At 69.5% G+C, this 22613-nt stretch carries 18 protein-coding genes, 1 tRNA gene and 1 pseudogene; 7 read left to right on the forward strand and 13 right to left on the reverse strand.

The genetic code is table 11. From position 1 onward, the window contains the following. The 3 genes from ACIREO_RS36375 to ACIREO_RS36385 all read right to left on the reverse strand — a co-directional run. Positions 1 to 104, reverse strand: a 104-nt coding sequence (locus ACIREO_RS36375) for a biotin carboxylase N-terminal domain-containing protein (RefSeq protein WP_184742946.1), incomplete at its 3' end; no start/stop codon positions are given. A 236-nt stretch (positions 105 to 340) separates the two neighbouring features. After that, a complete protein-coding gene (locus tag ACIREO_RS36380) occupies positions 341 to 1303 on the reverse strand; it encodes an NAD-dependent epimerase/dehydratase family protein (RefSeq protein WP_404118456.1) in 963 nt (320 codons plus the stop codon). 35 nt (positions 1304 to 1338) lie between these two features. Next, a complete protein-coding gene (locus ACIREO_RS36385) occupies positions 1339 to 2328 on the reverse strand; it encodes a ScbA/BarX family gamma-butyrolactone biosynthesis protein (RefSeq protein ID WP_404118459.1) in 990 nt (329 codons plus the stop codon). A gap of 543 nt (positions 2329 to 2871) precedes the next feature. On the opposite strand from ACIREO_RS36385, the gene ACIREO_RS36390 reads away from it, so the two are divergent. Beyond that, complete coding sequence (locus tag ACIREO_RS36390; protein ID WP_404118461.1) at positions 2872 to 3651, forward strand: response regulator transcription factor; 780 nt, start codon at positions 2872 to 2874, stop codon at positions 3649 to 3651. Between the two features lie 179 nt (positions 3652 to 3830). After that, positions 3831 to 4496: a ScbR family autoregulator-binding transcription factor gene (locus tag ACIREO_RS36395; RefSeq protein ID WP_404118463.1), complete on the forward strand. Its 666-nt coding sequence runs from the start codon at positions 3831 to 3833 to the stop codon at positions 4494 to 4496. On the opposite strand, the gene ACIREO_RS36400 is transcribed toward ACIREO_RS36395, so the two are convergent. Then, the gene (locus ACIREO_RS36400; protein ID WP_404118466.1) at positions 4480 to 5055 is read right to left on the reverse strand and encodes a TetR family transcriptional regulator; all 576 of its coding nucleotides are present in this window, start codon (positions 5053 to 5055) and stop codon (positions 4480 to 4482) included. The genes ACIREO_RS36395 and ACIREO_RS36400 overlap by 17 nt on opposite strands. Positions 5056 to 5506: 451 nt before the next feature. Here ACIREO_RS36400 and ACIREO_RS36405 point away from each other — a divergent pair. Then, positions 5507 to 5579, forward strand: a tRNA-Arg gene (locus ACIREO_RS36405). Positions 5580 to 5964: 385 nt separating this feature from the next. Here ACIREO_RS36405 and ACIREO_RS36410 read toward each other — a convergent pair. The 3 genes and pseudogenes from ACIREO_RS36410 to ACIREO_RS36420 all read right to left on the reverse strand — a co-directional run. Further along, positions 5965 to 6096, reverse strand: a pseudogene (locus tag ACIREO_RS36410) (site-specific integrase); the annotation flags it as partial. 500 nt (positions 6097 to 6596) lie between these two features. Beyond that, positions 6597 to 8045: an amino acid permease gene (locus tag ACIREO_RS36415; RefSeq protein ID WP_404118468.1), complete on the reverse strand. Its 1449-nt coding sequence runs from the start codon at positions 8043 to 8045 to the stop codon at positions 6597 to 6599. Between the two features lie 395 nt (positions 8046 to 8440). Further along, on the reverse strand, positions 8441 to 10069 hold the full coding sequence (locus tag ACIREO_RS36420; protein WP_404118470.1) for a helix-turn-helix domain-containing protein: 1629 nt from the start codon (positions 10067 to 10069) through the stop codon (positions 8441 to 8443). Positions 10070 to 10445: 376 nt separating this feature from the next. Between ACIREO_RS36420 and ACIREO_RS36425 the strand changes: the two genes are divergently transcribed. Next, positions 10446 to 11054: a hypothetical protein gene (locus tag ACIREO_RS36425; RefSeq protein ID WP_404118473.1), complete on the forward strand. Its 609-nt coding sequence runs from the start codon at positions 10446 to 10448 to the stop codon at positions 11052 to 11054. Positions 11055 to 11073: 19 nt separating this feature from the next. Here the strand turns inward: ACIREO_RS36425 and ACIREO_RS36430 are convergent, their stop codons facing one another. Beyond that, positions 11074 to 12102, reverse strand: a complete 1029-nt coding sequence (locus ACIREO_RS36430; protein WP_404118476.1) for a LysR family transcriptional regulator — start codon at positions 12100 to 12102, stop codon at positions 11074 to 11076. Positions 12103 to 12280: 178 nt separating this feature from the next. Here ACIREO_RS36430 and ACIREO_RS36435 point away from each other — a divergent pair, with 178 nt between their 5' ends. Further along, positions 12281 to 13747 (forward strand): MFS transporter, encoded by a 1467-nt coding sequence (locus ACIREO_RS36435; protein WP_404118479.1) that lies wholly within the window; start codon positions 12281 to 12283, stop codon positions 13745 to 13747. A gap of 4 nt (positions 13748 to 13751) precedes the next feature. On the opposite strand, the gene ACIREO_RS36440 is transcribed toward ACIREO_RS36435, so the two are convergent. The 3 genes from ACIREO_RS36440 to ACIREO_RS36450 form a co-directional block, all read right to left on the reverse strand. Beyond that, positions 13752 to 14513: a hypothetical protein gene (locus ACIREO_RS36440; RefSeq protein WP_404118481.1), complete on the reverse strand. Its 762-nt coding sequence runs from the start codon at positions 14511 to 14513 to the stop codon at positions 13752 to 13754. Then, positions 14510 to 15421, reverse strand: a complete 912-nt coding sequence (locus ACIREO_RS36445) for a hypothetical protein (RefSeq protein ID WP_404118484.1) — start codon at positions 15419 to 15421, stop codon at positions 14510 to 14512. Before ACIREO_RS36445 ends, ACIREO_RS36440 begins: the two co-directional genes overlap by 4 nt. A 99-nt stretch (positions 15422 to 15520) precedes the next feature. Then, the gene (locus tag ACIREO_RS36450; protein ID WP_404118485.1) at positions 15521 to 16099 is read right to left on the reverse strand and encodes a helix-turn-helix domain-containing protein; all 579 of its coding nucleotides are present in this window, start codon (positions 16097 to 16099) and stop codon (positions 15521 to 15523) included. 71 nt (positions 16100 to 16170) lie between these two features. Here ACIREO_RS36450 and def point away from each other — a divergent pair, with 71 nt between their 5' ends. Continuing rightward, positions 16171 to 16833, forward strand: coding sequence for a peptide deformylase (def, locus tag ACIREO_RS36455; protein ID WP_404118487.1), 663 nt, complete (start codon positions 16171 to 16173; stop codon positions 16831 to 16833). Between the two features lie 44 nt (positions 16834 to 16877). Here the strand turns inward: def and ACIREO_RS36460 are convergent, their stop codons facing one another. Together ACIREO_RS36460 and ACIREO_RS36465 are read right to left on the reverse strand one after the other, a co-directional pair. Continuing rightward, positions 16878 to 18707: an MFS transporter gene (locus tag ACIREO_RS36460; RefSeq protein WP_404118490.1), complete on the reverse strand. Its 1830-nt coding sequence runs from the start codon at positions 18705 to 18707 to the stop codon at positions 16878 to 16880. Between the two features lie 191 nt (positions 18708 to 18898). Next, positions 18899 to 21694, reverse strand: a complete 2796-nt coding sequence (locus ACIREO_RS36465; RefSeq protein ID WP_404118493.1) for a D-alanyl-D-alanine carboxypeptidase — start codon at positions 21692 to 21694, stop codon at positions 18899 to 18901. Positions 21695 to 21858: 164 nt separating this feature from the next. Here ACIREO_RS36465 and ACIREO_RS36470 point away from each other — a divergent pair, with 164 nt between their 5' ends. Then, positions 21859 to 22578 carry a GPP34 family phosphoprotein gene (locus tag ACIREO_RS36470; RefSeq protein WP_404118495.1) on the forward strand — a complete coding sequence of 240 codons (720 nt, stop codon included), beginning with the start codon at positions 21859 to 21861 and terminating at the stop codon, positions 22576 to 22578. The last annotated feature ends 35 nt before the right edge of the window (positions 22579 to 22613 follow it).

Below are 22613 nucleotides of genomic sequence, written 5' to 3' on the forward strand. Positions count from 1 at the left end.
TCCGGATCCGCGTAGACGGCTACGCTCCCGATCCCGGCATCCCGGCAAGCCCGAGCAACACGAACAGCGATTTCACCACGGTTGGCGATGAGCACTTTACGCACGATGAACGTCTCCTGACTCGCTCGGAGTCACCAGACTGTTCGATCGCCGCCCATATGTGCAACGCGTGTGGATACAGGACTGGGTTCACATTCCCAGGAGTCGTCCAGCTGTGTCGAGAGACCTGTAAAGAATGGTCAGGCGCCCGTCAAAACTCTCCGGCGGCCTGGGGTTCTTCCGGAAAATGGCGGGTGCGGCAGCCGGCCTGGCTGCCGCACCCGGACAGGACGGTGACGCTTCAGGCCGCCTGGACCAGGCTTCCGTACCACTCCCGCGTCTCGGTGAAATCACTGTCGAATCCGGGGCCCGGGGCCTGGCCGAGATCGGCCCACAGCGGAGCACTGTCGAACCAGTGATCGGTGGCGAGCATGTCCAGTGCGTGCTGCGGCAGGCTCGCGTCGACGAGCCGCTCCCGTGCCTGCGACACCGTCATCTCGCGCCGCGACGCGGGGATTTCCATGCAGTCGGCGACGGCGCACAGCAGTTCCGCCGCGGTGACCGGCCGTGGATGCGCGGCATGGTAGACGGACGCGGTCAGGCTTCCCGCCGGCGCGGACCCCACCCCCAGCACGATCCGGGCCAGCTCGGGAGCGGCGACGGCCGACATACGGGCGTGCCATCCCGCCGAGGCACCGGACAGGGCCTGGAGCAAACGGGCCAGCGCCGGAACGACCCAGGTGTCCCCCACCCCGTACACAAGATGGGGCCGGAGCACGATCCCTCCCGCTCCACGGACGGCGTCCTCCGCGGCGGCCCGGGTCCTGGACGTCGCCGAGCCCGGACGCCGGTCGAGCCCCTCGGCACGGGCGCTCCGGAAGGTCCCTCGGCCGTACACGGAAGCGGTGCTGAGATACACGATGCGCCGTACTCCCGCCCGCTCCGCCTCCGCGACCAGGGCAGAGGTCCCCCGTGCGTTGACCGCCTCGTTGACATCGGCCGGGCCCCCGACCTGCGAGGCGCAGTGCAGCAGGACGTCCACGCCGTCGCAGACTCCCCGGAGGGACTCCGGGCGGGCGAGGTCGGCCACGACGGCCTGCGCGGGAAGGGCCCGGGGCCCGGCGTTCCCCGATGCGACCGCCCCGGCCGGGACCGGTGGACGGTGACGCGACATCAGCCGGAGCGGGACGCCCCTGCCGCGGGCCTCCTCGACGACATGGCGGCCGATGAACCCGGTCGCCCCGGTGATCATGGTGGTGTGCACGCGGCACTCTCCAGTCAGCTCGACGAGGGCGGGATTCAGCAGTCGCGGGGTCGGAGAACGAGCTCGGCGGAGTAGACGGCCTGGCCCTGCTGGGTGCCTTCCACCGTCACGCGGACGCCGCCGGAGGCGTCGGGACGGCTCGGGCTCGCCTCGATCAGGCAGGGTGCGTCGAGTTCGACGTAGCGCGTGAAGGTGCTGTCGAGCGCGACGACGAGCGCGTCGGGCATCCCGGTGGAGGCGTGCGCGGCCTGCCGGGCCGCCTCCAGCAGCACCATGCCGGGCACATGGTCGACCGGGTGGTCGAAGAAGATCGGGTGCGTGGTGTCGACGCGCAGGCCCCACCGGTGCGGTCCCGCACCCGTGCGGTCCTCGGCCAGGACCACGTGCCCGGCGTCGTTGCGTCCGACGCGGGCCGGGTCGATCGGGCGGCCCGGGAGATACCCGGTACTGGTGGGGCGGTCGCCGCGCAGACGCCGGTGGACGGCGGGGCTGGTGCAGCTGAAGCCGGCACGCCCGGTGGCCAGGGCCGCTCCGTCGACGACCGCGGTGACGTCGTAGCGCATGCTGCTGAGGGTTTTTCCCCTGCGGACCACGTCGCTGCAGACCGTGTGCAGCTCGACCTCGGTCGGCGCGGGGCCGGCCACGAGCATTTCCGCGGTGGTGGCGAAGGACATGCCCCACATCAGGAACTGGTGGCCGAACGGTGCCCCGAACTCGGCGTGGGACAGCAGCGATCCGATCTGGCGGACCGACTCGATCAGCAGCATCGGGTCCTGGTACCCGGCGACCTGCGAGAAGAGCGAGTGCCCGCGGGGCCACTCGGCCCGGACGACGAAGGATTCGGCTCCGCCGGCAACGCGGTCCGCGGCCGCCTCCCAGCCGGTGAGCAGCACCTCGGAGACGGAGGCGCGGTGTACGTACTGGCGCGGCACGGTCGTGGTGAGCTGCGGGCAGGGCGCGGCCGGGCGCGGCGTCAGGACGACGTTTCTGCTGGACTCGTACGGTGCTGAGGCAAGGGACGGCATGCGTGGCACTCCCGATCTATGACTCTGGACAGGGGTGAGCGAGCCGGACGTCGGCAGCCACCCCCGTGGCCGACGATTCGTGCTGGGTCCCAAGATACAGACAGGTCGGTTCGTAATATCAAGTAAAAACTTGGTCTGCACACGTCCGGAATTGGACGCTCCGGGCGCATGCCGGGCTCCGGCCAAGCGGAAGCACCTCACCCACTTTGGGCGAAAGTGGACTCCCGGTGACATACACAACATGCACGCCGGACATTCGGTGACTTCGAGCCCCTCGCCACCGAGGGGCAAAAAAACAGGCAGGTCAGCCTGAAAAGTCGCCTGAGCAGGCATCAAGCCACTCGCGAACCACATCGCCGACACGTCGCGAATCGCCGATCAATTCGCCATAAAATCAGCAGAGTTGCAGGTCAAATGGCCCGGATTCGACCGACGCCGCACACCTTGCTTTCCGTTGACAATCAGACAAGTCTGTTTGCTATCTTCGGTAGGCGTGAGCATTCAGCAGTCCTTGATGTCACGCCTGTGCCTCAGGAGGAGCAGATGAACCGGCAGGCCTCAGATCTACTCGAACCCCGGACCACTCAGCATCGCCCTTTGGTTTCCCAGCCGCACCGCATCGCAGCCCTGCCCCACCCACCCTCTGCCGGAGAACGTGACGTACTGCGCGTCCTGGTGGTCGAGAACGAGGAACGCGCCGCCGACACACTGGTCCAGGCACTGCTCCGGCAGGGCTACAACGCCGAGAGCGTGGCCACCGGCGGCAAGGCGTTACAGGGACACCACCACGCCGACCTGATCCTGCTCGACCTCGACCTTCCCGACCTGGACGGCCTGGAGGTGTGCCGCGGCATCAGAGCCGTCAGCGACACCCCGATCATCACCGTGACCGCGCGCGGCAGCGAACTCGACCGTGTGCTGGGACTCCAGGCCGGCTCGGACGACTACATGGTCAAGCCGTACGGTTTCCGCGAACTACTGGCCAGGATCGAGGCGGTGATGCGCCGGTCACGTCCCCGCCAGGAGATCGCCAGGACCGTCGACCACGGCCCGCTCCGCATCGACGCCACCACCCGCGAGGCCACCCTGGACGGGCGGCAGGTGGACCTCACCCGCAAGGAGTTCGACCTCCTGCACCTGCTCGCCTCGCAGCCGGGAGCGGTCATCTCCCGGCGCCAGCTGATGACCCAGGTCTGGGAGGACACCTGGTCGCAGCGCGGCCGCACGATCGACACCCATGTGAGCAGCCTGCGCGGGAAGTTGGGCTCGAGCAGTTGGATCATCACCGTCCGGGGGGTCGGCTTCCGTCTCGGGCACCCCTGAGGTGTCCCGACGGGGCCGGGGCACCGGGGAGCGGCACAGCCGCAGGCCCGGCGCCCTCGGCGCTCGCGGGACCAGCGCCTTCCCGGAAGGTCCGCTCCCGGGTGATGACGCCGCGCGGACTTCGTCATAGGATGCAGACAAGTCGGTTTGATATCCAGTGGCGAGCGCAAGGATCCGGGATGGGTAAGCAGGAACGCGGAACAAGGTCGCGACTCTCGATCCTGGAAGCCGCCGCCCGGGTGTTCGACGCCCGCGGCTTCGACGCCGCGAGCACCAACGAGATTCTGGCGAGCACCGGCCTGACCAGAGGCGCGCTGTACCACCACTTCCCGTCCAAGGAAGCCATCGCCGTCGCCCTGCTGGCCGCGCACGACGAGGCGCTCGTCATCCCGGACCGGCAGGTGAAGCTCCAGTCGGTCATCGACCTCACCTTCGAGTTCGGCTTCCGCCTCCAGCGCGATCCGGTGCTGCGGGCGAGCGTGCGCCTGGCCGTGGAGCAGACGTCCTTCCCCCGCCCCGTGACCACGCCGTACGAGCAGTCGGGCGCGGCCATCCTCGAACTGCTGAAGCAGGCACAGCAGCAGGGCGAGATCCTGCCGGGAGTGGACCTGGCGGAGGCGACCTCGGTCATCGTCGGCGCGTTCACCGGTATGCAGGTGATGTCGCAGATGTACACCGACCGGAGGGACCTGCCGGAACGCATCAGCACGCTGTGGCGGTTCCTGCTGCCGGGGCTGGCCAACCCCGGCATGATCAGTCATCTGCGGATCACCGCGCCCCCGGAGCGGTCCGACGAGCCCGCCCCTGAGGAGGAGCCCTCGGCCGTGGCTACCGCTCGGCCCTGACCCCGGATTCCTGGACGTCGGCGAAGAGCGGCCGCAGTATGCCCCAGACCCGCTCGGTCTGCCGGGGATCCCACCACCCGGAGTCGGTGTAGCCCAGCGACTCCAGCCCCGCGGTGACCACCACGGCCAGATCCGCCAGCGAGTCGGGGGCGGCGGCATCCCGGGCCTCTTCGAACATCCGGTCGCGGACCATGCCCAGCACTTCGTCACGAAGTCGCGGTGCGCTGTCCGTACCGTCGGCACCCAGGCCCATTCCGGCGCAGATGAGCTGGTCCTTGGCCATCGCGGCTCCGAGCGCGAGGCTGAACCGCGCCGGGGCATCCGCAGCCGGCCCGGCGAAGGCATCCTCGACGAGAGCGGTCGCCCGCTCGCGCGCCTGGGCGTACACCTCGGCCACGACCTCCGCGATGGACGCGAAGTGGTGGTAGAGCGCCCCCCGGCTCACCCCGGCCACTCTGCAGATGTTCACCAGCCCGGCATCGGCGAACCGCCCGGTGGCTATGAGCTCCGCCGCAGCACTGACGAGAGCCTCACGCGTCTGCTCGGACCGCTTGTACATGGGCCTGCGCCTGCCTCTTCCTCGATACGGCACCCAGCCAGGTCGGGGAAACCTACCGGCGCCTCTGCCTTAATCGGAATCATACAAGTCTGCCGGTATCCGGGACCACCCTCTCGCACAACTCCCTTCGCCACCTACCAGCTGAACCAGACAACTTGGCCCAAAGATCTATATTTGATCTGGATTAACCAAGAACGACCCCATGAGTAATGGAATTCAAAACAGACCAACCTGTCCGTTACTCGGTCGCCCTGGCCTTCCACAGCACCCCCTCCCCCCGGCTCACCCCCGGGCCGCCACGACCGCCGCCATACACCCCCGTCGCCGGCCGCACCCACCCGCTACACTGATCCCGGTGCAGGGCCACGGCCCCGCACCGCACGGCTCACTGGAACCGAGTGCCCGAGTCCGCCCGCTTCACCCGGACCCCGACACCCGCTCCCGGAGCCCCGCCTTCGTAGCTCAGGGGATAGAGCACCGCTCTCCTAAAGCGGGTGTCGCAGGTTCGAATCCTGCCGGGGGCACACAGGGAAAAGGCCCGGACCGATCAAGGTCCGGGCCTTTTTGACGGCATCATTTGACGGCAGTCGCGTCCCAGCGTCGAGCAGGCCGCGTCACCTCGCGGGCTTCATCACGTGCCCCAATGCGACAAGGCCAATGCCGATCACCAGCAGCGACGGGGATCCTTGGTTCCAGCTCACCACCATGAGCAGGGCCCCCGCTCCCCAGACTCTGGGCTGCCGTACTAGCCGGGGGAGCCAATGTCCAGGCATCCGGCCGAGAAGCAGCGCATGTACTCCGAGGACAGCCCACACGACGGCCAGGGCCATCACCAAAAACAGGGCACCCACTACGATCATCCCGAACATTCCCACCCCCTGGGCTCGCCGCGATTCCACCGACAGTCTCTCAGGCGCTTGACAGACGGTGCTTGAGCAGCCGGTCCATGTGACTGATCGCCTCCCGCTGGGTGTCGTGGACGACGTGGGTGCAGACGTCCATCGTGATGCCGATCTGGCTGTGGCCGACGATCTCCATGATGAATGCCCAGTCCCTCAGCCCCCTTTGAACGCTGAGCTGTTACAGGTTTCTCTACTTCGTCAAGACACCCGGCTGCGCTCCGCTCCGCCGGGCGCGCTTCCCGGCTCTGGCCGCTCCCGCGCTCCTGCCTTCGGCCCGCTCGGCGCTGCCGCCGCCGACGCACGCCCGCAGTGGATAGGCCCGGAGGGCATGAGACGAGAAACAAGCCCGCGGCTTCAAGAATGCCTCCGGAGGGGGCGCTACGGCACCGGGATGGCGATAGCGCCGTTCGCGAGTGCCGGCTGATTCGTGGTGAGCGTCGTGGGGCCCCCGTCCCGACCACCTTCGACCCAGGCAGAGCCGAGCAGTCGCGGCCCAGGGCGTCAAGTGGGCCGTGGTGGGCAAGGCCTGGAAGCGTTCGGCCGCTCACCGGCGCCCGAGCGCGTGCCCGCCCGGAACGGTGAAGGCTCCCCGACGAGAACGTCGGGGAGCCCGGAACGCCATGTGGCAGTCCGCGGCGGCTACTGGGCCGCGTCCGCGGGGCTTTTCGGGCGCATTCGCTCCCGGACCAGCGCGAACGCGATCACCAGAGCGGCCACGAGCAAGGAGAGCAACACCTGGCTCCGTCCGCCGCCCTCCTTGTCGTCGGTGAGCATGTAGACGAGCACGAAGGAGATCATCGCGATCGTCGCCCATGTCAGATACGGGAACAGCCACATCCGGATGACGAGCTTTTCCGGGTTCTCGCGCAGGATGATGCCCCGCATCCGCAGTTGCGAGACGGCGACGACCAGCCATACGAAGAGCGCGACCGCGCCCGAGGAGTTCAGCAGGAACCGGAACACCGTGTCCGGCCACAGGTAGTTGAAACCGACCGCCACGAAGCCAAAGGCTACGGAGGCCAGGATCGCGGGCTGCGGGACACCTCCCTTGTTCGTCCGTATGAAGGACCGCGGGGCGTCACCACGCTGCCCGAGAGAGAAGGCCATACGGGAGGCGGTGTAGAGGCCGGAGTTGAGACAGGACAGCACGGCGGTCAGCACGATGAAGTTCATGATCTCGCCGGCGTGCGGGATGCCGATCACATCCAGGGCCGCGACGTACGACCCCTTCTCCTCGATCGAGGGGTCGTTCCATGGCAGCAGGGAGACCACGACGAGGATCGAGCCGAGATAGAAGATGCCGACCCGCCAGATCACGCTTCTGGTGGCCTTCGCGACCGCCTGCTGTGCGTTCGGGGACTCAGCGGCGGCGAGGGTGACGATCTCGCTGCCCATGAAGGAGAAGACGACCAGCAGGATGCCGGTGAGGATCGTATCGGGCCCGTTCGGCAGGAAGCCCCCGTGTTCGGTGAGGTTGCCGAAGCCCGTCGCGGGTTTGTCGGAGCCGGGCAGCACACCGAAGATCGCCAGGATGCCGAGGAGGATGAAGGCCCCGATGGCGACGACCTTGATGCCTGCGAACCAGAACTCGAACTCGCCGAAGGAACCGACCGAGACCAGGTTCGTGGCGGTGAGGACCACCATCACGATCAGTGCCCAGGCCCACTGCGGTATGGACGGCACCCAGCCTTGCAGGATCACGGCACCCGCGGTCGCCTCCACGGCGAGCACGACGACCCAGAAGAACCAGTACAGCCAGCCGATCGAGAACCCGGCCCAGCGGCCCAGCGCCCGGTCCGCGTAAGCGGAGAAGGAGCCGGAGGTCGGGTTGGCCGCGGCCATCTCTCCGAGCATGCGCATCACGAGGACGACCAAGATCGAGACCAGCGCATACGACAGCAGGATGCCGGGCCCGGCGGTGGCGATACCGGAGGCGGAGCCCACGAAAAGGCCGGCGCCGATCACACCACCGATGGCGATCATGGAGAGATGGCGGCTCTTGAGACCGGTTTTCAGACCTGCCGGCTCCGGGGGCTGACCGCCGGGAGGTGGGGTGGCGGCCAGAACATCAGGGGGACGTGTAGTCATGTCGACATCCATCCGTTGAGTGGTTAGGGAGCCGTGGTGAGGAGTGGCTGCCGTGTTTACTGGGGCGCTTCTTCACCGAGCACCGGTTCGCAGATCACCGGATCACCTCGGCGGCGGGGACGAGCAGGCTGGTACGGCAGAGGGACAGCCACGGCCATGGCAATTCCCGAAAGCGTTCAGGGCGCGGGGGCGCGGTATCCGGATGCACTGGGAGTGATGGGGTCGCCACCACACGTCTGCGCTGCGCTCTGCCTCCTGATGAGAGGCGGTCCGTACTCACTTGCGAAAACTGGTTTGCGCAAGCGTATGGGGGGCAACGGGCGGTGGGCTTGTGCAGCACGATGAATTTTTCGCCCATAAGCTGTACGGCCCGCCAATGCGGAAGAGAAGCGGGATCAGGGGGCGGGCGGCAGCCGCAACTGGAGCATGGCAAGCAGACGCTGGTCAGGACGGCTCAGGTCGAGACCGGTCAGTTGTTCAGCCCGGCGAAGGCGGTAGCGCAGCGTGTTGGGGTGAACATGCAGCTGCGCAGCGGCAGCCCGTACGTCACCGTACGAATTCAGGTAGGTCAGAAGGGATTGCGCCAGACGGCTCTGGTGTCGGTTGTCGTGCGCGACGAGGGCGGTCAGCCGTGGATCCCGTATCTCGGGGTGGATGGAAAGCAGCGTCAGTACTTCGCTGACCAGCACTTCCGCCTGGATGTCCGGCAGCGCGGCGACCGCGGTGGGTACATCGGTCCCCAGCATGGCGTCGAGGATGCGGTCGGCCTCCCGGCGTGACTCCGGGACGTCGCCGAGCCCGGACACCACGCAACCGACCGAGCCACGCAGTGGCAGACCCAGGTGTCGGCGTGCGGCGTCGGTTATCTCCTGGCCCCAGCCGCGCAGCGTGTCTATGTCGATGCCGCGTGGCAGGTGGGGCAGGAGCACGTAAATGCGGGGATCGACCTGCGTGACCAGCGCGCTGCGATGCCGAGCGGCTATGTGCACGGCGACGAGGTTGGTGACTTCGGCATGGGTCAGCTCCGGTGCGGCGACGACGTCCGCGGTCCCGTACGAGAAACCCAGGACAGCGGCCGGTCGGGTCGCGTCGAATCCCAGGTGAGTGGCAAGCGGCTGCGGCCCGGTGCTCCCCTCCAGAAGTCCTGCCAGCAGGGTCCGAGTGAACGTCAGGTCCGCCGAGAGCTCCCGGCGGCGGCGCGCCAGATGGAGCGCGGCGACCCGGGCGGCACCCAGCATTGCCTGGCTCGAACGTTCGGACAGTGGTGTCGAGCCCTCCTGCACCCAGATGGTCCCCAAATGCCGGTCCCCGGACCGGATGGCCACCGCAAGCCGACGGCGGAACCCCAGTTCGGGGTGACCGTCGATACTGATCACCTCGTCGCTGGAGCGCAGGTGCTGGAACACACCCCACTCGCGCAGCTTCGCCAGATACGCCTCCGGCCCCTGCCAGCCGAGTATGGAGCGCCGCCGCAGGTCGTCGATCTCGTCGGAGTCGGTGGAGCGGGAGTACGCCAGCACCCGGTTGGCGACGTCCTCGATGCTGACGATGCCGCTGGTGAGGAGGGCGGTCGTCTGGGCGAGAGAGAACAGATCACCCTCCTCGGCTTCGCCGGGCTGGCCCGGCGGCGCGCTGTCCAGGGCGGCGCGGGCCAACGCGTTCACGTGTTCCCAGCGTGCTTCGCTGCGCAACGAGAGCAGGGCAACCCCGGCCTCGGCGGCGGTCTCGCTGAGGGCCGCGGCCTGGCCGGGACCATCCAGTTTGACCACGACGCCGGCGGCCCCGTCGCGTCCGGCGGCCCGCAGCGCGGGATAAGCGGCTCGGCCGCGGGCACCGATGACGAGAACCAGCTCGCCAGGCTTAGTGGTCGGCGGGTCCTCGGGATCGAGCAGGGCAACGCTGCGGATCTCGACGTCCAATCCGGCGGGAGCGGACTGCACTTCTACCAGCGAATCACCCAGAGCCATCAGTAACTCGCGCAGGCTGATGCTCGCGAGAGGCGGAGCTGTCTCGGCCGGATCCATGATCGTCGCCTTCTGCTGAGAACCACGCCGGAGCCCTGATGCTATCTGTCCGGCGACAGGCACCCGGGACGGCGGCGCGTGCGACGGCACGAACGTCCTTCGAGCTGGAGTGTGAACACGGGGCCCGCAGGGCTTGGCCAGGAGACGTCGGTCTTGCGGCCGGGCAGGTTCTTGACCTGCCGGGCGTTGACCGTCGACTCCCATGCCGACGGCCGGCACCCCCGTCAGCAGCGCGACAGCCCATCTCCCCGCCTGCCCGCCGGGCGGCGTCGTCCCCTGACCCGGTTCACTCCGTGGAGTGGAGTCGGCCGCCCACGGGGGGAACATCGGCCTCGCCATGCCTCGGTCTCGTCGTGGTGTGCCGAACGATGAGCGCATGTCACTGAACAGCCTGCGCTCGCTGGCCCGCCGCGTGGTTCCCACGCTGCTGGTCGCCCAAGCCGCCTTCCTCCCCCTTCAGCCCGCCTCTGCCGCCGAGCACATGGCGCAGCCGTGCCGGTCGTTCGCCGGTTGCGGTTCGGTCGTCGTCGCCCCTGTCTCCCAGGCGGCCCCGGACCACGGGGACTGCACCAGCCCGGAACCGGTCGTGTGCCTGATCCGGAGCGAGACTCCGGAGCAGCGCGAGGTCGCCCGCGATCAGCGGATGCGCTATCACCACCTCCTCGAGGACATGGAGCGCGAGGAGTGCGCCATGCGCGCCGAGGGGCGCTCGGAGGAGGACATCGCCCGCGCTCTGGTCCAGATGCGCAACGACGCCAAGGACGTCGTCCGCGCCGGCATGACCCGGGAACAGGTCGCGGAACTGGAGGCGCGCAACCAGAAGAAGTACGGCAATCCGCTCGGCCCGACAGCGGACCAGCTCTACGTGAAGTACGGCTCCTGGGGGAAGGTCGCCGAAGCCGCCACGCGTTCGAGCGCGGCCGTGGACCACGAACTCGGTCTGGAATTCCGCCACTGCCCCTGTGCAGTGCTCCAGGCGGCATGACGCGGTCTCACCCGCCCCCTCACGTACGCGATGCGGAGAGTCCAGGACGATCGTGGGACCGCTGTACCAGCGTCTGTCGCCTCGCGGGCGCGCGGTCACCCGCACCGTCCTGGCCGTCGAGGAGTCGGCCGGCAGCACGCCGTCCGCGGATGTCCCGCGTCACCTCCCGCGCCGCCTCGCGGGCCGCGCCGGCGAAAGTCCCCACCGCACCGATGTGGTCCCCGGCCCGCCACACCAGGCCGTATCCGACAGGTTCCGCATCGGCGAAGGGGAGGTACACGACGCCCGGCCGCGCGTAGTACGTCGTTGTGTGCGCGGCGGCGAGCAGTGCGCCTCTGCCGCCCGCGACCAGTATCAACGCCTCCTGCATATTGGTCACCGCCGGCCCGCGCGCGATCGGCTGCCCGCTCGGGGTGTGTGAGGGGACGTGCCGCTCCAGCCAGTAGTCCGGCAGCTCCCCCTCGATCATGAGCAGGGGTACGTCGGCGAGGTCCTCCAGGGACACCGAGTCCCGCGCGCAGAGCGGGTGCGCCGATGAGAGGGCGAGGACGCGCCCCTCCGAGATCAGCGCCGGTCCGCTGCCCAGGTCGTCCTCCCGTACGGGGAACTCCTGGAGCTGGACGTCGAAGTAGCCGCTTCTCAGCTGCCCGTACGGATCGGACAGCGGGACCTCGCATATCTCCACAGCGAGTCCGGGGTGGCTCGCCCGCAGTGCCTCCGCCGCTTTGAACACGATCTCGCCGGTCAGCGGGCTGGAGAATCCGACGTGCAGCACACTGTCGATGCCGCGCGCGGTGGCGACGGCACGGGCGAGGGCGGCATCCATCGCGCGGTGGTGTGGTTCCAGGTCCGCGCGCAGCTGCCTGCCCAGAGAGGTGAGGCCGACGCGGCGGCTGGTGCGTACGAACAACGGTGCGCCGACGCGCCGCTCCAGGCGCTGCACCAGCTGGCTCACCCGGGCCCGGGAGAGCCGCATCCGGTCGGCCGTGCGGCCGAAGTGAAGCTCCTGGGCGAGCAGCAGAAAGCACTCGACTTCGTCGCGTTCCATCGAATCCCCCGGCGGATCGGATCGGTAAGCCTGACTGAACGAACGTCGAGCTCTTCGCCGTTGTTCCGGTCATGCGCCCTGGCAGATGGTGAGTGAGCCGCCCACGAGAGTCCGGAGATCGTTCCGGCACCGCGGCGCCCCCTCTCACCACCCTCCATGACCCAGGAGTTGAACCGTCATGAGTGCGCAGAAGGCAGCGGTCGCCCAGCTCCCTGCCCGTGACTGGGCCGTGCTGCTCGTCCTGTGCGGCGCGATCTTCCTGGAAGGCGTCGATGTGGCCATGCTCAATGTGGCCCTGCCCTCCATCCGCGCCGATCTAGGCCTGTCCACCGGCTCGTTGCAATGGGTCATGAGCGCTTACGTCCTCGGATACGGCGGCTTCATGCTGGTCGGCGGACGCGCAGCCGATCTCTTCGGGCGACGCCAGATGTTCGTCCTCTGGCTCGCGGTCTTCCTGGTCTTCTCCGGATTCGGCGGGTTCGCCACCGAGGGCTGGATGCTGGTCACGGCCCGATTCGTCACAGGAGTCGCGGCCGCCTTCATGACCCCGGCAGGGCTGTCCATCATCACCACCGGCTTCGAGGAGGGGCCGCAGCGCAACAAGGCTCTGCTCTTCTACTCCGGCACCGCAGCGGGCGGATTCTCCGTCGGACTGGTCGTGGGCGGCCTGCTCGCTTCGTTCGACTGGCGCTGGGTGTTCTTCGCCCCGGTCGTGTTCTCGGCCCTGATCCTGCTCGCCGCGCTCGCCTTCGTCCCCAGGTCGCCACGGCCCGACCGTGCCGGCCAGAGCCTCGACCTCATCGGCGGCCTCACCATCACCGCCGCCGTTCTGCTCCTGGTCCTCGGCGTCGAACGCGCCGGCCACACGTCGCTCGCCTGGACCGTCGGCACGCTCGGGGCGGGCCTCGCCGCCCTCGCCGCGTTCATCGCCGTCGAACGTCGCTCGACAGCGCCCCTGGTCCGCCTCGGCATCTTCCGCAGCGGCGCTCTGGTGCGCGCCAACGCCGCCGGGCTGCTCTTCGCAGCGGCCTTCTTCGGCTTCCAGTTCCTGGTCGTCCTCTATCTCCAGGAGCTGCGCGGCTGGTCCGTCCTGGAGACCAGCTTCGCGTTGATCGTCGTCGGGGTCGACGCGATTCTCTCGCCGACCCTCGTGCCCGGGCTCGTCGCCCGCTTCGGCAACGCCAGGCTGATCCTCGCTGGGCTGCTGCTCGCTTCCTTGTCGTACGCCCTGTTCCTGCCCGTCGGCGCCGACTGGGCCTACTTGACCATGCTCCCGAGCCTGCTGCTGCTCGGCATCGCCTTCGCGCTGGCCTACGGTCCGCTCACCATCGTCGCGACCGAAGGTGTCAAGGACGATGAGCAGGGCCTGGCCGGCGCGCTGCTCTACACCTCGTTCCAATTCGGCGCGGCGCTGGGGCTCTCGGCAGCGGCAACCGTCAACGTCGCCGCAACCGCGTCGGAGTCACCCGCCGCGTTGCTCGACGGCTACCGGGCGGCACTGTGGGTCCCACTCGCCGCGGCCGTGCTCGCGACGCTCATCAGCGGCTTCGGAATACGCTCCCGCAGAATTGCCGGCAGCCAGGTGGCCGGCATGGAGGAGCGGCCGGCCGACGACCGCACGCCCGGACTTCCCACCGTCCACTGACGGTTCACGTCAGCAGCCCGACGAGCCGTTCACGGACGTCGTCCTTGCCCGCCCCGGGGTCCGGCACCAGCTTCTCCCGGTCGTCGAGGTCACGGGCAAGGACATGCAGCCGTCCGCCACTGCGGGCCAGCACCAGATCCCTGCTGCTGCCCGCGGTCTCGGCCGATCCCTGCGCCGTGTAGTCGGTGACGGTGACCAGCGCGGAGCGCTCCGAGGCGGCGAGCACGGCCTCGGTGTCCATCGCCTCATCGGGGTCCGCCGACGAGCCTCGCGGCAGCCACTCGGTGAGCGTGTCCAGGGCTTCCTCGATCTTGTACAGCCCCATCTGATGGACGCCGAGCGCGTCGATGCGGACCATGAGACAGATCCGCTCGGGCTGGGGAAGCAACAGGATCCGCCACGGCTCACCCGGACCCGACCCGGTCGTACGGGCGTCGAGCACCTTGCGGGCCCTCTGCTGGAACGCCACGGCGATGCCCAGGTCTCCCTGGACCCGGACCTCCTCGCCCGTGTCACCCGCCAGCAGCAGCTGCCGGGCCGCCAGCGAGCGGACGGCCTCGGCGATCACCTCGTTCGACGGCCTGGTCTCCAGGAAGTCCACGATCGCGTCCACGGCGGTGAGCTCCGCGACGGTGTACGCACCGAGCAGCACCGGTCCTGTGTCGACCAGGTTCACCACGGCCGACACCAGCCCCGGCGGAGCGGACGCCGCACCCGCGTCCGGCGGCTCCGCAGCGGGAACGTCGCGGCAGGCGTCGTCGCTCATGACGGCCCTCCCGGTTGCAGCAGTGGCACCGCAGGCGGTACGCGACTCTCACGGAGCACCGCGGCGGCGCTGCGTGAGAGGGTCTCGGTCACCCACACCTCGGAATTGCCGAACAGTCCACGGCCCGCCCTGCCGGACAGCGACTGTCCCAGCTCGCCGGCCAGGTCCTCCCGGTCCGGGGGCGGGAACCGGACCGCCAGGTCGGTGGAGACGGCGGTGACGTCGTCGCCCTCCTCGATCCGGCGCAGCGCCTGGGTCAGCACCCGCGCGACCGGAGGAGTCAGGGACGTCGGCACGGCGAGGAACGGCGCCAGGTACAGCGGCCGTCGTTCGGTCATCCGGGACAGCCCCCAGGGCCCGACGTTGCTGCGTGTGACCCGGTAGACGACATAGTCCATGAGGTGGCGGAGGTCGCTCACACTGGGCAGTTTCCGCGCGCCGAAAGCGGCCGGTGTCTTCTCCAACTGCACCCAGGTGCCCTGGGCGGTGCGCCCGTGCAGCTTCTCCCGCACCACGGCCCCGCGCATCCCGATGTCGGGATACAGCGCCTTGTCGATGTCACGGTGGTGGCTGGACAGACGCTCGTGACTCACCTCGGCGAACCGCCAGTCCTCGTACAGCCGCGGTTCGTCCACCAGCACATGGCCGCCGCACAGCACGTCGTGCAACTGGGGCACCTGCAGTCCGTGGCGCTCAAGATCCGAGAGGATCGCCGCTTCCTCCGGGCTGAGGCGGCGAGCGGCCGCGACCAGCCCTTTCCGGTAGGCCCCTGCCTGCGCCGTGATCTCGATCATGAGCCGGACCCGGGTGCGTACCTGCTCGGCCCGCCGGTCGATCACACTGTCCGAAGCCGCCTTGCCGGGCCGCCTCAGGTGGGTGACCGATGCCAGTGCGTGCTTTCGCTCCACGTCGCCAGTACAGCACGGCGGGCCCGTGCACGCACCAGCTCGGTGCCCCGGCCGGGGCTTGCACGGCACGATGGAATCCGGTGCGCGGGAGGCGGCTTCTCAGCCCTGGTCCGCGTCGTCAGCCGTGTGGGGAAGCAGGGGGAACAGCCGGGTGATGAGGGCCACCGGCCGGGCACCGTCCGGCCGGGCCAGGGGGCGTTGTTCGCGGGCCCGGTAGGGCGCGAGTACCTGTTGGATCGCGTCCGCGACCCGGGTCATCTCCTCAGGCGTCAGATAGGAGACCGCGCTGAAGGCTTCGTCGTGCCTCCACGCGGCCGGCGCCTCGTCCCGTCGGGTCAGCCATCGTTGCCAGCTCTCGTCCTCCAGCCCCCGGGCCAGGTCGCCGAACCGGTCTCCCCCGGCCCCCTCGGCCGTGGGGGTGTGCTGCCTCACCCTCCAGGGGCGGGCGCGGCCCCCGCTGCGGGGGGCTTCCTCGATGTATCCGTGGCGTGCGAGCTGCCGCAGGTGGAACGAGCAGAGACCGGAGCTGTAGCCCAGCCGGGAGGCGGCTTCGGTCGCCGTGACGGCACCGACTTCGGCGAGCAGGTCCAGCAGTCGTGTACGGACCTCGTGCTCGCGCAGCTCTTCGCCGGTGCCGCTCGTCCGGTCGTTCGGTGTGCTGACATCATCTTCGGTCACTTTGCAAATTCTGCTACTTTGCAAAGAGCTTGGCAACCAGTGCTTGTACGTGCACCTGAGGGGAGACAGCTATGTCTGTTCATCACGAACAGTCCCGTCCCGCCGACCGGCGCGTCCGTCTGCAAGGCCACCCGGTGGACTCGTATCCGGTTCTGCCGCCGGAGGCTGGACGGGGTTCGGTTCGCCGGATCACGGTGGTGGGTGAGCAGATCCTGAACCGTTCCTGCCAGGCGGTGACCGAGTTCGGCTCCCCCGAGCTGTCGGCGCTGATCGACGACATGTTCCTGACGATGTACGTTGCCGACGGCGCCGGCCTGGCCGCCAACCAGGTGGACGTCGACCTGCGGCTCTTCGTCTACGACTGCCCGGACGACCACGGGGTCCGGCATGTCGGCCACATCATCAACCCGGTCCTGGAGCTGCCCGGTCCGGGAAGCCGCCGGCTCGTCGACGACTTCGAAGGCTGCCTGTCCGTCCCCGGTGCGGGCATGGCCGTCCCCCGCACCGATCGCGCCGTCGCCCGCGGGCTCGACAAGGACGGCAACACCCTCGTCGTCGAAGGAACGGGCTACTTCGCCCGGTGCCTGCAACACGAGACCGATCACCTCTCCGGCCACACATATCTCGACCGGCTCTCCAGGCGGGACCGCAAGGACGCGCTGCGGCAGATGGAGGCCCACCGCGAGGACGTCCTCGCCCGACGCGCCGTCAAGGCCGCGAGCCTGAGCCGGTAAGAGCTCGGCAGGAGCTGTCGAACGAAATCCGGTGGGTTCCCGCCCTACTGGCGCAGTTCCTCGGGGCACGGCGTGCCCGGCTGGAACTGGTACGGCGCCGCCAGGCGGTAGACCCCGGGGCGGGGGGCGAGGAGCTCGGTCCACTCGTCGCCGTCCCCGTCCTCCTCGACCTTGATCAGGCAGCCGTGGTCGTTGGTGAAGTCCTTCGGAGCGTTCTCGTCCTTCTCCGCCCGCTCCTTGGACGCGTCCGTCTCCTGCGGCCGCTCCACGCTCTTGCCCTCGTCGTCGACGACGGCCAGCCACCGGGAGTACGGGATCCGGATCAGGACACGGCCCGCCGACTGCACGCGGATCGTCAGCTTGTCGTCGCCGGCCCGCTCCACCATCGCGGGCGGGTCGGCGAGGGGCACCGGGTCCAGGACCCGGAACAGCTTCCAGTTGGCGTCGCTCCAGACCGCCTTCAGATACGGCTGCCCCTTCTCGACGAGCCCCGCCTCCTGCTCGCCCCCGGAGTCCGGCTTCCCGTTCGGCAGCACCACATAGTGCACGGCCCAGCGGTCCAGCCACTCGCGGTAGTTCACGGCGTCGAGGGTGTCGTCGTAGAAGAGCGGGTTGCGCTTCATGTCGGCCTGCCGGTTCCAGCCGCGCGCCAGATTCACGTACGGCGCGAGCGCCGAGGCCTCACGGTGGCTGCTGGCGGGCACGACCTCGACCCGGCCGCGCTCGGCCCCGGCCTTCTGCAGCTGGTTGACCAGCGGGGCCAGTTCACGGTTCCAGGACGCGGTGGGCGCCGTACGGACGATGTCGTCGACGCCCTTGAAACCGATCCAGAAGTTCAGCCCCGCGAACACGATGAGCAGCGCGTACCAGCGCCGGGTGCGTGGCGCCGTGTACGGGAGCGCGGCGAGCAGGACGACACCGGCGAACAGCATCGCCATGCGTGACACGTTCGAGCCGATCTGCGAGTCGACCACATAGGTCAGCAGAGTCCCGGCGCCGTAGACCGCGGCGGCCGTCCGCACGGTGTGCCAGTCGCGGGGCACCAGGAAGAAGACGAAGACCGCGTACAGGAAGGGCAGCGACAGGGTGCCGAGGGCCATCGGCTGGGTGCCCGAGAACGGGAACAGCCACGCGGACAGGACCACGACCACGACGGGCGCCAGGCCCAGCGCGTACGCCCCGGGGCGCCGTTTGTTCAGGAACAGCGCCGCGGCGACCACACCGAGGAAGAGCCCGGCGACCGGGCTGCCCGCCGTCGCGAGCCCGGCCAGCGGCGCGGCGACGCCGGCCTTCGCCCACCGCTTGTAGCGCCAGCGGTGGGGCCAGCAGAAGACGGCGGCGACGGCACCGAGCGCGAACATCATGCCGAGCCCGAACGTCACCCGGCCCGACAGGGCGTTGCACAGGTACGCGAAGACCCCGGCGAGCGCACACGCGAGAGGGTTACGGACTGCGGGCACCCGCACCAGGATCAGGGCGGTGAGCGCCGAGGACACGGTGCCGGCGACCATCATCGTCGACCGGACGCCGAGCACCGACATCAGATAGGGCGACACCACGCTGTACGAGACCGGGTGCATGCCCCCGTACCAGGCGAGGTTGTACGCGGTACCGGGGTGGCGGCCGACGAACTCGGCCCAGGCGTCCTGAGCGGCGATGTCACCGCCGCTGTTCGCGAAGAAGAAGAACCAGAGAAGGTGTACGGCCGCGGCGACCGCGGTGGTCAGCAGGACGGGGTGGCGCCTGAGACGGCTCCGTATCGAGCCGTCCGTACCGTCGCCGCCCCCGGCGGCCTGCGCCGGGATCCGGACGGAGGCGGTCGCGTCGGGCGAGCCCGCGTCGGCGTCGGCCCGTGTCGGCTCAGCGGTCGTCACTGCGACTCTCCCCGTCCTTGCCCGGACCTGCCGAACCGTCGATGTACTGCACGGGTCTCATCCGTACCCGGAAAGACGCGTCCCGGCATCCGTCCGTTGCTTTTGGGACGCTAGCACGCGGCATTTTCACCGCGCTGCCCTTGTTCGCGGCCCCCTGCCCCCGCCGGGGCGGGGGCAGGGGGCCGGGCCCGTCAGGTGATGCGGGTCAGCTTGTCGCCGAAGCCCGGCTCCGTCATCTCGCTCTGCAGGGCGACCGGGGCGGAGACCTTGCCCGTGCCGGTCCCGACCGTCACCTCGCCGACGACGGTTCCCGGCTTCGCGGTCTGGGCGGGCACCTTGCCGCCGTCGGTCAGCTTGAGCTCGACCTCGAGCCCGCCCCAGCCGACGGCCTTCAGGTCCTTGGTCGCGACCACGGGGGTCCGGCTGCCGAAGCCGTTGTCGACGTAACCGACGACCTGCCCCTTCTTGACGACGGTCGTGGAGTCCACGCCGTCCTGAGCGGTCTGGATCAGCGCCAGGCTGCTCTGCAGGGCACGCTGCAGCTTGGCGTCCAGAATCCCGTCGGCATCGGCGCCCATCACAGCGCCGACGATCCGCCGGGTCTTGCCGTCGATGACCGTGTCGGCCGTCCAGATGAGGTTGCCGCCCGCGGGGGTCGACGAACCGGTCTTGATACCGCTGACGCCGGGTTCCAGCAGGATGTTGTTGTTGTTGTAGATCATCTTGTCGATGCCCGGGATCTGAGCCTGCGGCATGTTCACGATCTCGCGGAAGACGTCGTTCCGCAGGACCGCCTTCGCCAGCTTGAGCTGGTCGGCCGGAGTGGACCGGGTGGCGGGCTCGAGACCGCTCGGGTCCGTGTAGTCCGAGTTCGTCATCCCGAGGTCCTTCGCCGCCGCGTTCATCTTCTCGACGAACGCCTTCTCGGTGGTGGCGTCCCAGCGCGCCAGCAGCCGCGCCACGTTGTTGCCGGAGGGGATCATCAGGAGCTGGAGCATCTGACGCTCCGTGTACTTCTGACCCTCCTTGATGGGCGCCGTCGACTCGTCCAGCCGGTCCGCCTCCTCGCCGGCCTTCGCGTCGACCACGATCTGGTCGCCCGCCTCCTTGCCGGTGATCGGGTGGCCCTGGAGGATCACGTACGCCGTCATGATCTTCGCGACGCTCGCGATCGGCGCGGACTTCTCCTTGCCGTACGTCCCGATGGTGCCGACGCCCTCGACCTCCACGGCGCCCTGTCCGTCCTCCGGCCACGGCATGTCCAGCTTCTCGCCGCCGAAGGTGTACGTGGGGTCGACGGAGAGGGTCAGCGTGGGGTCGGGCAGCGGACGCACCGCCTGCGCGATCGCAAAGATGATCAGGACGAGGCCGAGGAGCGGCGTCCAGATCTTGACCCGCCGGACCGCGGTACGGACCGGGGTCTCCGCGGGTGGCGGGGTGTTCGTCAGCTCGGCGAGCAGGTCGAGCGGCGGCCTCGGCGGCATGGGCTGCTGCCTGGTCCGCTCGGCCTCGGCGAGACCCTCACCGGGGCTCGCGGGCGTGCCGGGTCCGGCCGCGACGTCCGGGGTGACCGTGGGACCGACCACGGGCGCGGGGCGTACGTCGTCCGAGCGCAGCGGCACGAACGTGCTGGTCCGCTCGGCGGGAGCCTCGGGGGTTCCGGAGGCTGCGGAGGGCCCGGGGGCTTCGGAGGGCTTGGCGGCCCAGGTGGCGGGCTTCCGCGCGGCCTCCTTCTCCTTCGGCGGGAGCTTCAGCGCGGTCGTCGGCCGGTCGATCTGTCCGGCCCGCGGCGCCTTGAAGACGGCGGTCGGATGATCGATTCCTCGCCCGTCGGGCGCGGGTTCCGCCTCCTCTGCCGTGGAGGCCTCCTCGCGGGACTTCGGGACGCGGGGAGCACCGTCGGAGGGGCCGGCGGCAGCTGCGTCACCGGCGGCCTCCGGGGCGTCGGCCTCGGACTCGGCGTCGGCGTCGGCGGACTTCGAGGTCTTGGCGTCCTCGGAGGTCCTGGCGTCCTTCGCGTCCTTCGCGGCCTTCGCGGCCTTCGCGGCCTCGGCGGCCGGAGCGTCGGCGCCGCTGTCCGTGTCCGAGCCGTCGGCGTCACGCTCGGCGTCACCCGGGGTCTCGCCGTCACCCGGGGTCTCGTCGGCGGCCGGCGCCTTGCCGTCGGCCGGGTCAGGACTGTCGCCGACACCGTCGGTCGTGTCCTCGGCACTCCGGGACGGCTTGTCGTCGCCCTCGACGGCACCGCTCTGATCTGCGGTTTCCTCGTCCGGCCCGGTCGTCACCCACGCCGCCACGGCGGCACGCAGCCGGGCGTCGGTCGGCGCCGGTCCGTCGTCGGAGGGCGGCTCGGAGCCGGCCTCGGGACGCCCGTCGGTCTCGGCATCCACATCCGTACCAGCGTCGACGTCGATTGCGGCCGGAGCCTCCGGAGCAGCTTCGGGAGTCTCCGCACGCTCGTCGCCGGACGCGGGCCCAGGCTCGTCTCCGGACGCGGGCTCGGGCTCAGCCTCGGCCTCGGCGTCCGGGTCGGCTTCGGCCTCCGCTTCCGGGCCGGCCTCTTCGGCGCCGCCCTCCGCATCGGCGTCCGGATCCGGCACCGTCACGCCCCGGGACGACGAGGAGGCCGTGTCCGCAGGCGCCGTCCTGGACTCTCCTGCCGCGCCCTCCGTCTCCCGCGACCCCTCGGACACCGCACGGGGCCCAGAGGCGCCCTCAGAGCCCTCCTGAGGGGCAGGGGCGTCCTCGGACGCGCCTGACTCCGCGGAGCGCGGCAGGCGGAAGACAGCCGTCTCGCTGTCCGTCGCGCTGCCTGTCGTCCCGCCCGCCGTACTCCCGCCCGCCGCAGCGACCGGTTCACGGAACACGGCGAGACGCGGATCGCGTTCCTCAGCCGTCCCCGAAGCCGTCCCCGACGACTTCCGCTGTTCCGACCTGTCGGGGGACTCGCCCGCCACCGATACCTCCTTGATGAGCCGCGGGGACATGCCCGCACTGTCCGAACCATCTACCAGTGTCCTGTGTGAACCCTTGTCCGAGCCGCTAGACGAGAACGACATACCTAACGGTTCCCTCACAAAGCACCCAGGCACCCTCGACAGACCAATGTGAGAGGGGTCACCCTGTCATTCATCCACGCGGGGAGGCATGGATGGGCAGGAGCCGCAGAACAATTCCGGAAGAGCTTCTGTTGCTCGCTCTGGACCCGACCACGGGTACCACAGCGCAGCCGCAGTCGCTCGACCTCGGCCTGGCCGGGGCTCAGCTAGTGGAGCTGGCTCTGGCAGGACGGATAGCCCCTGACGGGGATCGTATCGCCGTGGTGATGCCACGGCCGACAGGAGATCCGACTCTGGACTCCGCACTGGAACTGCTGCGCCGTCGTGGCAGTCCGGTTCGGGCGGTCCACTGGATCGGCGGACCCCGGCTGGGACTTCGCCAGATCTACCTCGCTCATCTGGAGCGGTGCGGCATGGTTCATGCCGTGGCGGGCCAGATGTGCGGAGTGCTGCCGACGACTCGCTACCAGGCGACGGACACGGCAATCAGCCGGGACATCAAGAACCGGCTGGACAACGCGATCCGCACCGGCGTACCGCCGGACCCGCGGACCGCGGCGCTCGCCGCGCTGGCCCATGCGGTCGGACTCGGCAAGCACCTGTACCCCGGGAACGAGGGGCGCTCATCGCGCTCCCGGCTCCGGGACCTGATCAGACACGACCCGATGGGCGGTCTCGTGGCGCATGCCGTGATGGACGTCCAGAACGGCGTGGCCGTCCAGCCGCGCCGTAATCAGCAGACGGCAGGCGTGCCGTTGCAGCCGCAAGCACAAGCGCGTCGCGGCGGCATGGCGCACACCTCCGTCCACTGACAGCACGACCGCGCGGACACTTGCGCGGAGCACCG

It is taken from the genome of Streptomyces sp. NPDC102441 (assembly GCF_044765585.1).
In the GTDB taxonomy this organism is placed as follows: Bacteria; Actinomycetota; Actinomycetes; order Streptomycetales; family Streptomycetaceae; genus Streptomyces.

Bases quoted from the DNA above. Each gene is read 5' to 3' on its own strand.
- ACIREO_RS36440 (WP_404118481.1), bottom strand. From the start codon at position 14,513: ATGAGCGACGACGCCTGCCGCGACGTTCCCGCTGCGGAGCCGCCGGAC.
- ACIREO_RS36465 (WP_404118493.1), bottom strand. From the start codon at position 21,694: ATGTCCCCGCGGCTCATCAAGGAGGTATCGGTGGCGGGCGAGTCCCCC.
- ACIREO_RS36420 (WP_404118470.1), bottom strand. From the start codon at position 10,069: ATGGATCCGGCCGAGACAGCTCCGCCTCTCGCGAGCATCAGCCTGCGC.
- ACIREO_RS36390 (WP_404118461.1), top strand. From the start codon at position 2,872: ATGAACCGGCAGGCCTCAGATCTACTCGAACCCCGGACCACTCAGCAT.
- ACIREO_RS36435 (WP_404118479.1), top strand. From the start codon at position 12,281: ATGAGTGCGCAGAAGGCAGCGGTCGCCCAGCTCCCTGCCCGTGACTGG.
- ACIREO_RS36415 (WP_404118468.1), bottom strand. From the start codon at position 8,045: ATGACTACACGTCCCCCTGATGTTCTGGCCGCCACCCCACCTCCCGGC.
- ACIREO_RS36385 (WP_404118459.1), bottom strand. From the start codon at position 2,328: ATGCCGTCCCTTGCCTCAGCACCGTACGAGTCCAGCAGAAACGTCGTC.
- ACIREO_RS36425 (WP_404118473.1), top strand. From the start codon at position 10,446: ATGTCACTGAACAGCCTGCGCTCGCTGGCCCGCCGCGTGGTTCCCACG.
- ACIREO_RS36400 (WP_404118466.1), bottom strand. From the start codon at position 5,055: ATGTACAAGCGGTCCGAGCAGACGCGTGAGGCTCTCGTCAGTGCTGCG.
- ACIREO_RS36430 (WP_404118476.1), bottom strand. From the start codon at position 12,102: ATGGAACGCGACGAAGTCGAGTGCTTTCTGCTGCTCGCCCAGGAGCTT.
- ACIREO_RS36470 (WP_404118495.1), top strand. From the start codon at position 21,859: ATGGGCAGGAGCCGCAGAACAATTCCGGAAGAGCTTCTGTTGCTCGCT.
- ACIREO_RS36395 (WP_404118463.1), top strand. From the start codon at position 3,831: ATGGGTAAGCAGGAACGCGGAACAAGGTCGCGACTCTCGATCCTGGAA.
- def (WP_404118487.1), top strand. From the start codon at position 16,171: ATGTCTGTTCATCACGAACAGTCCCGTCCCGCCGACCGGCGCGTCCGT.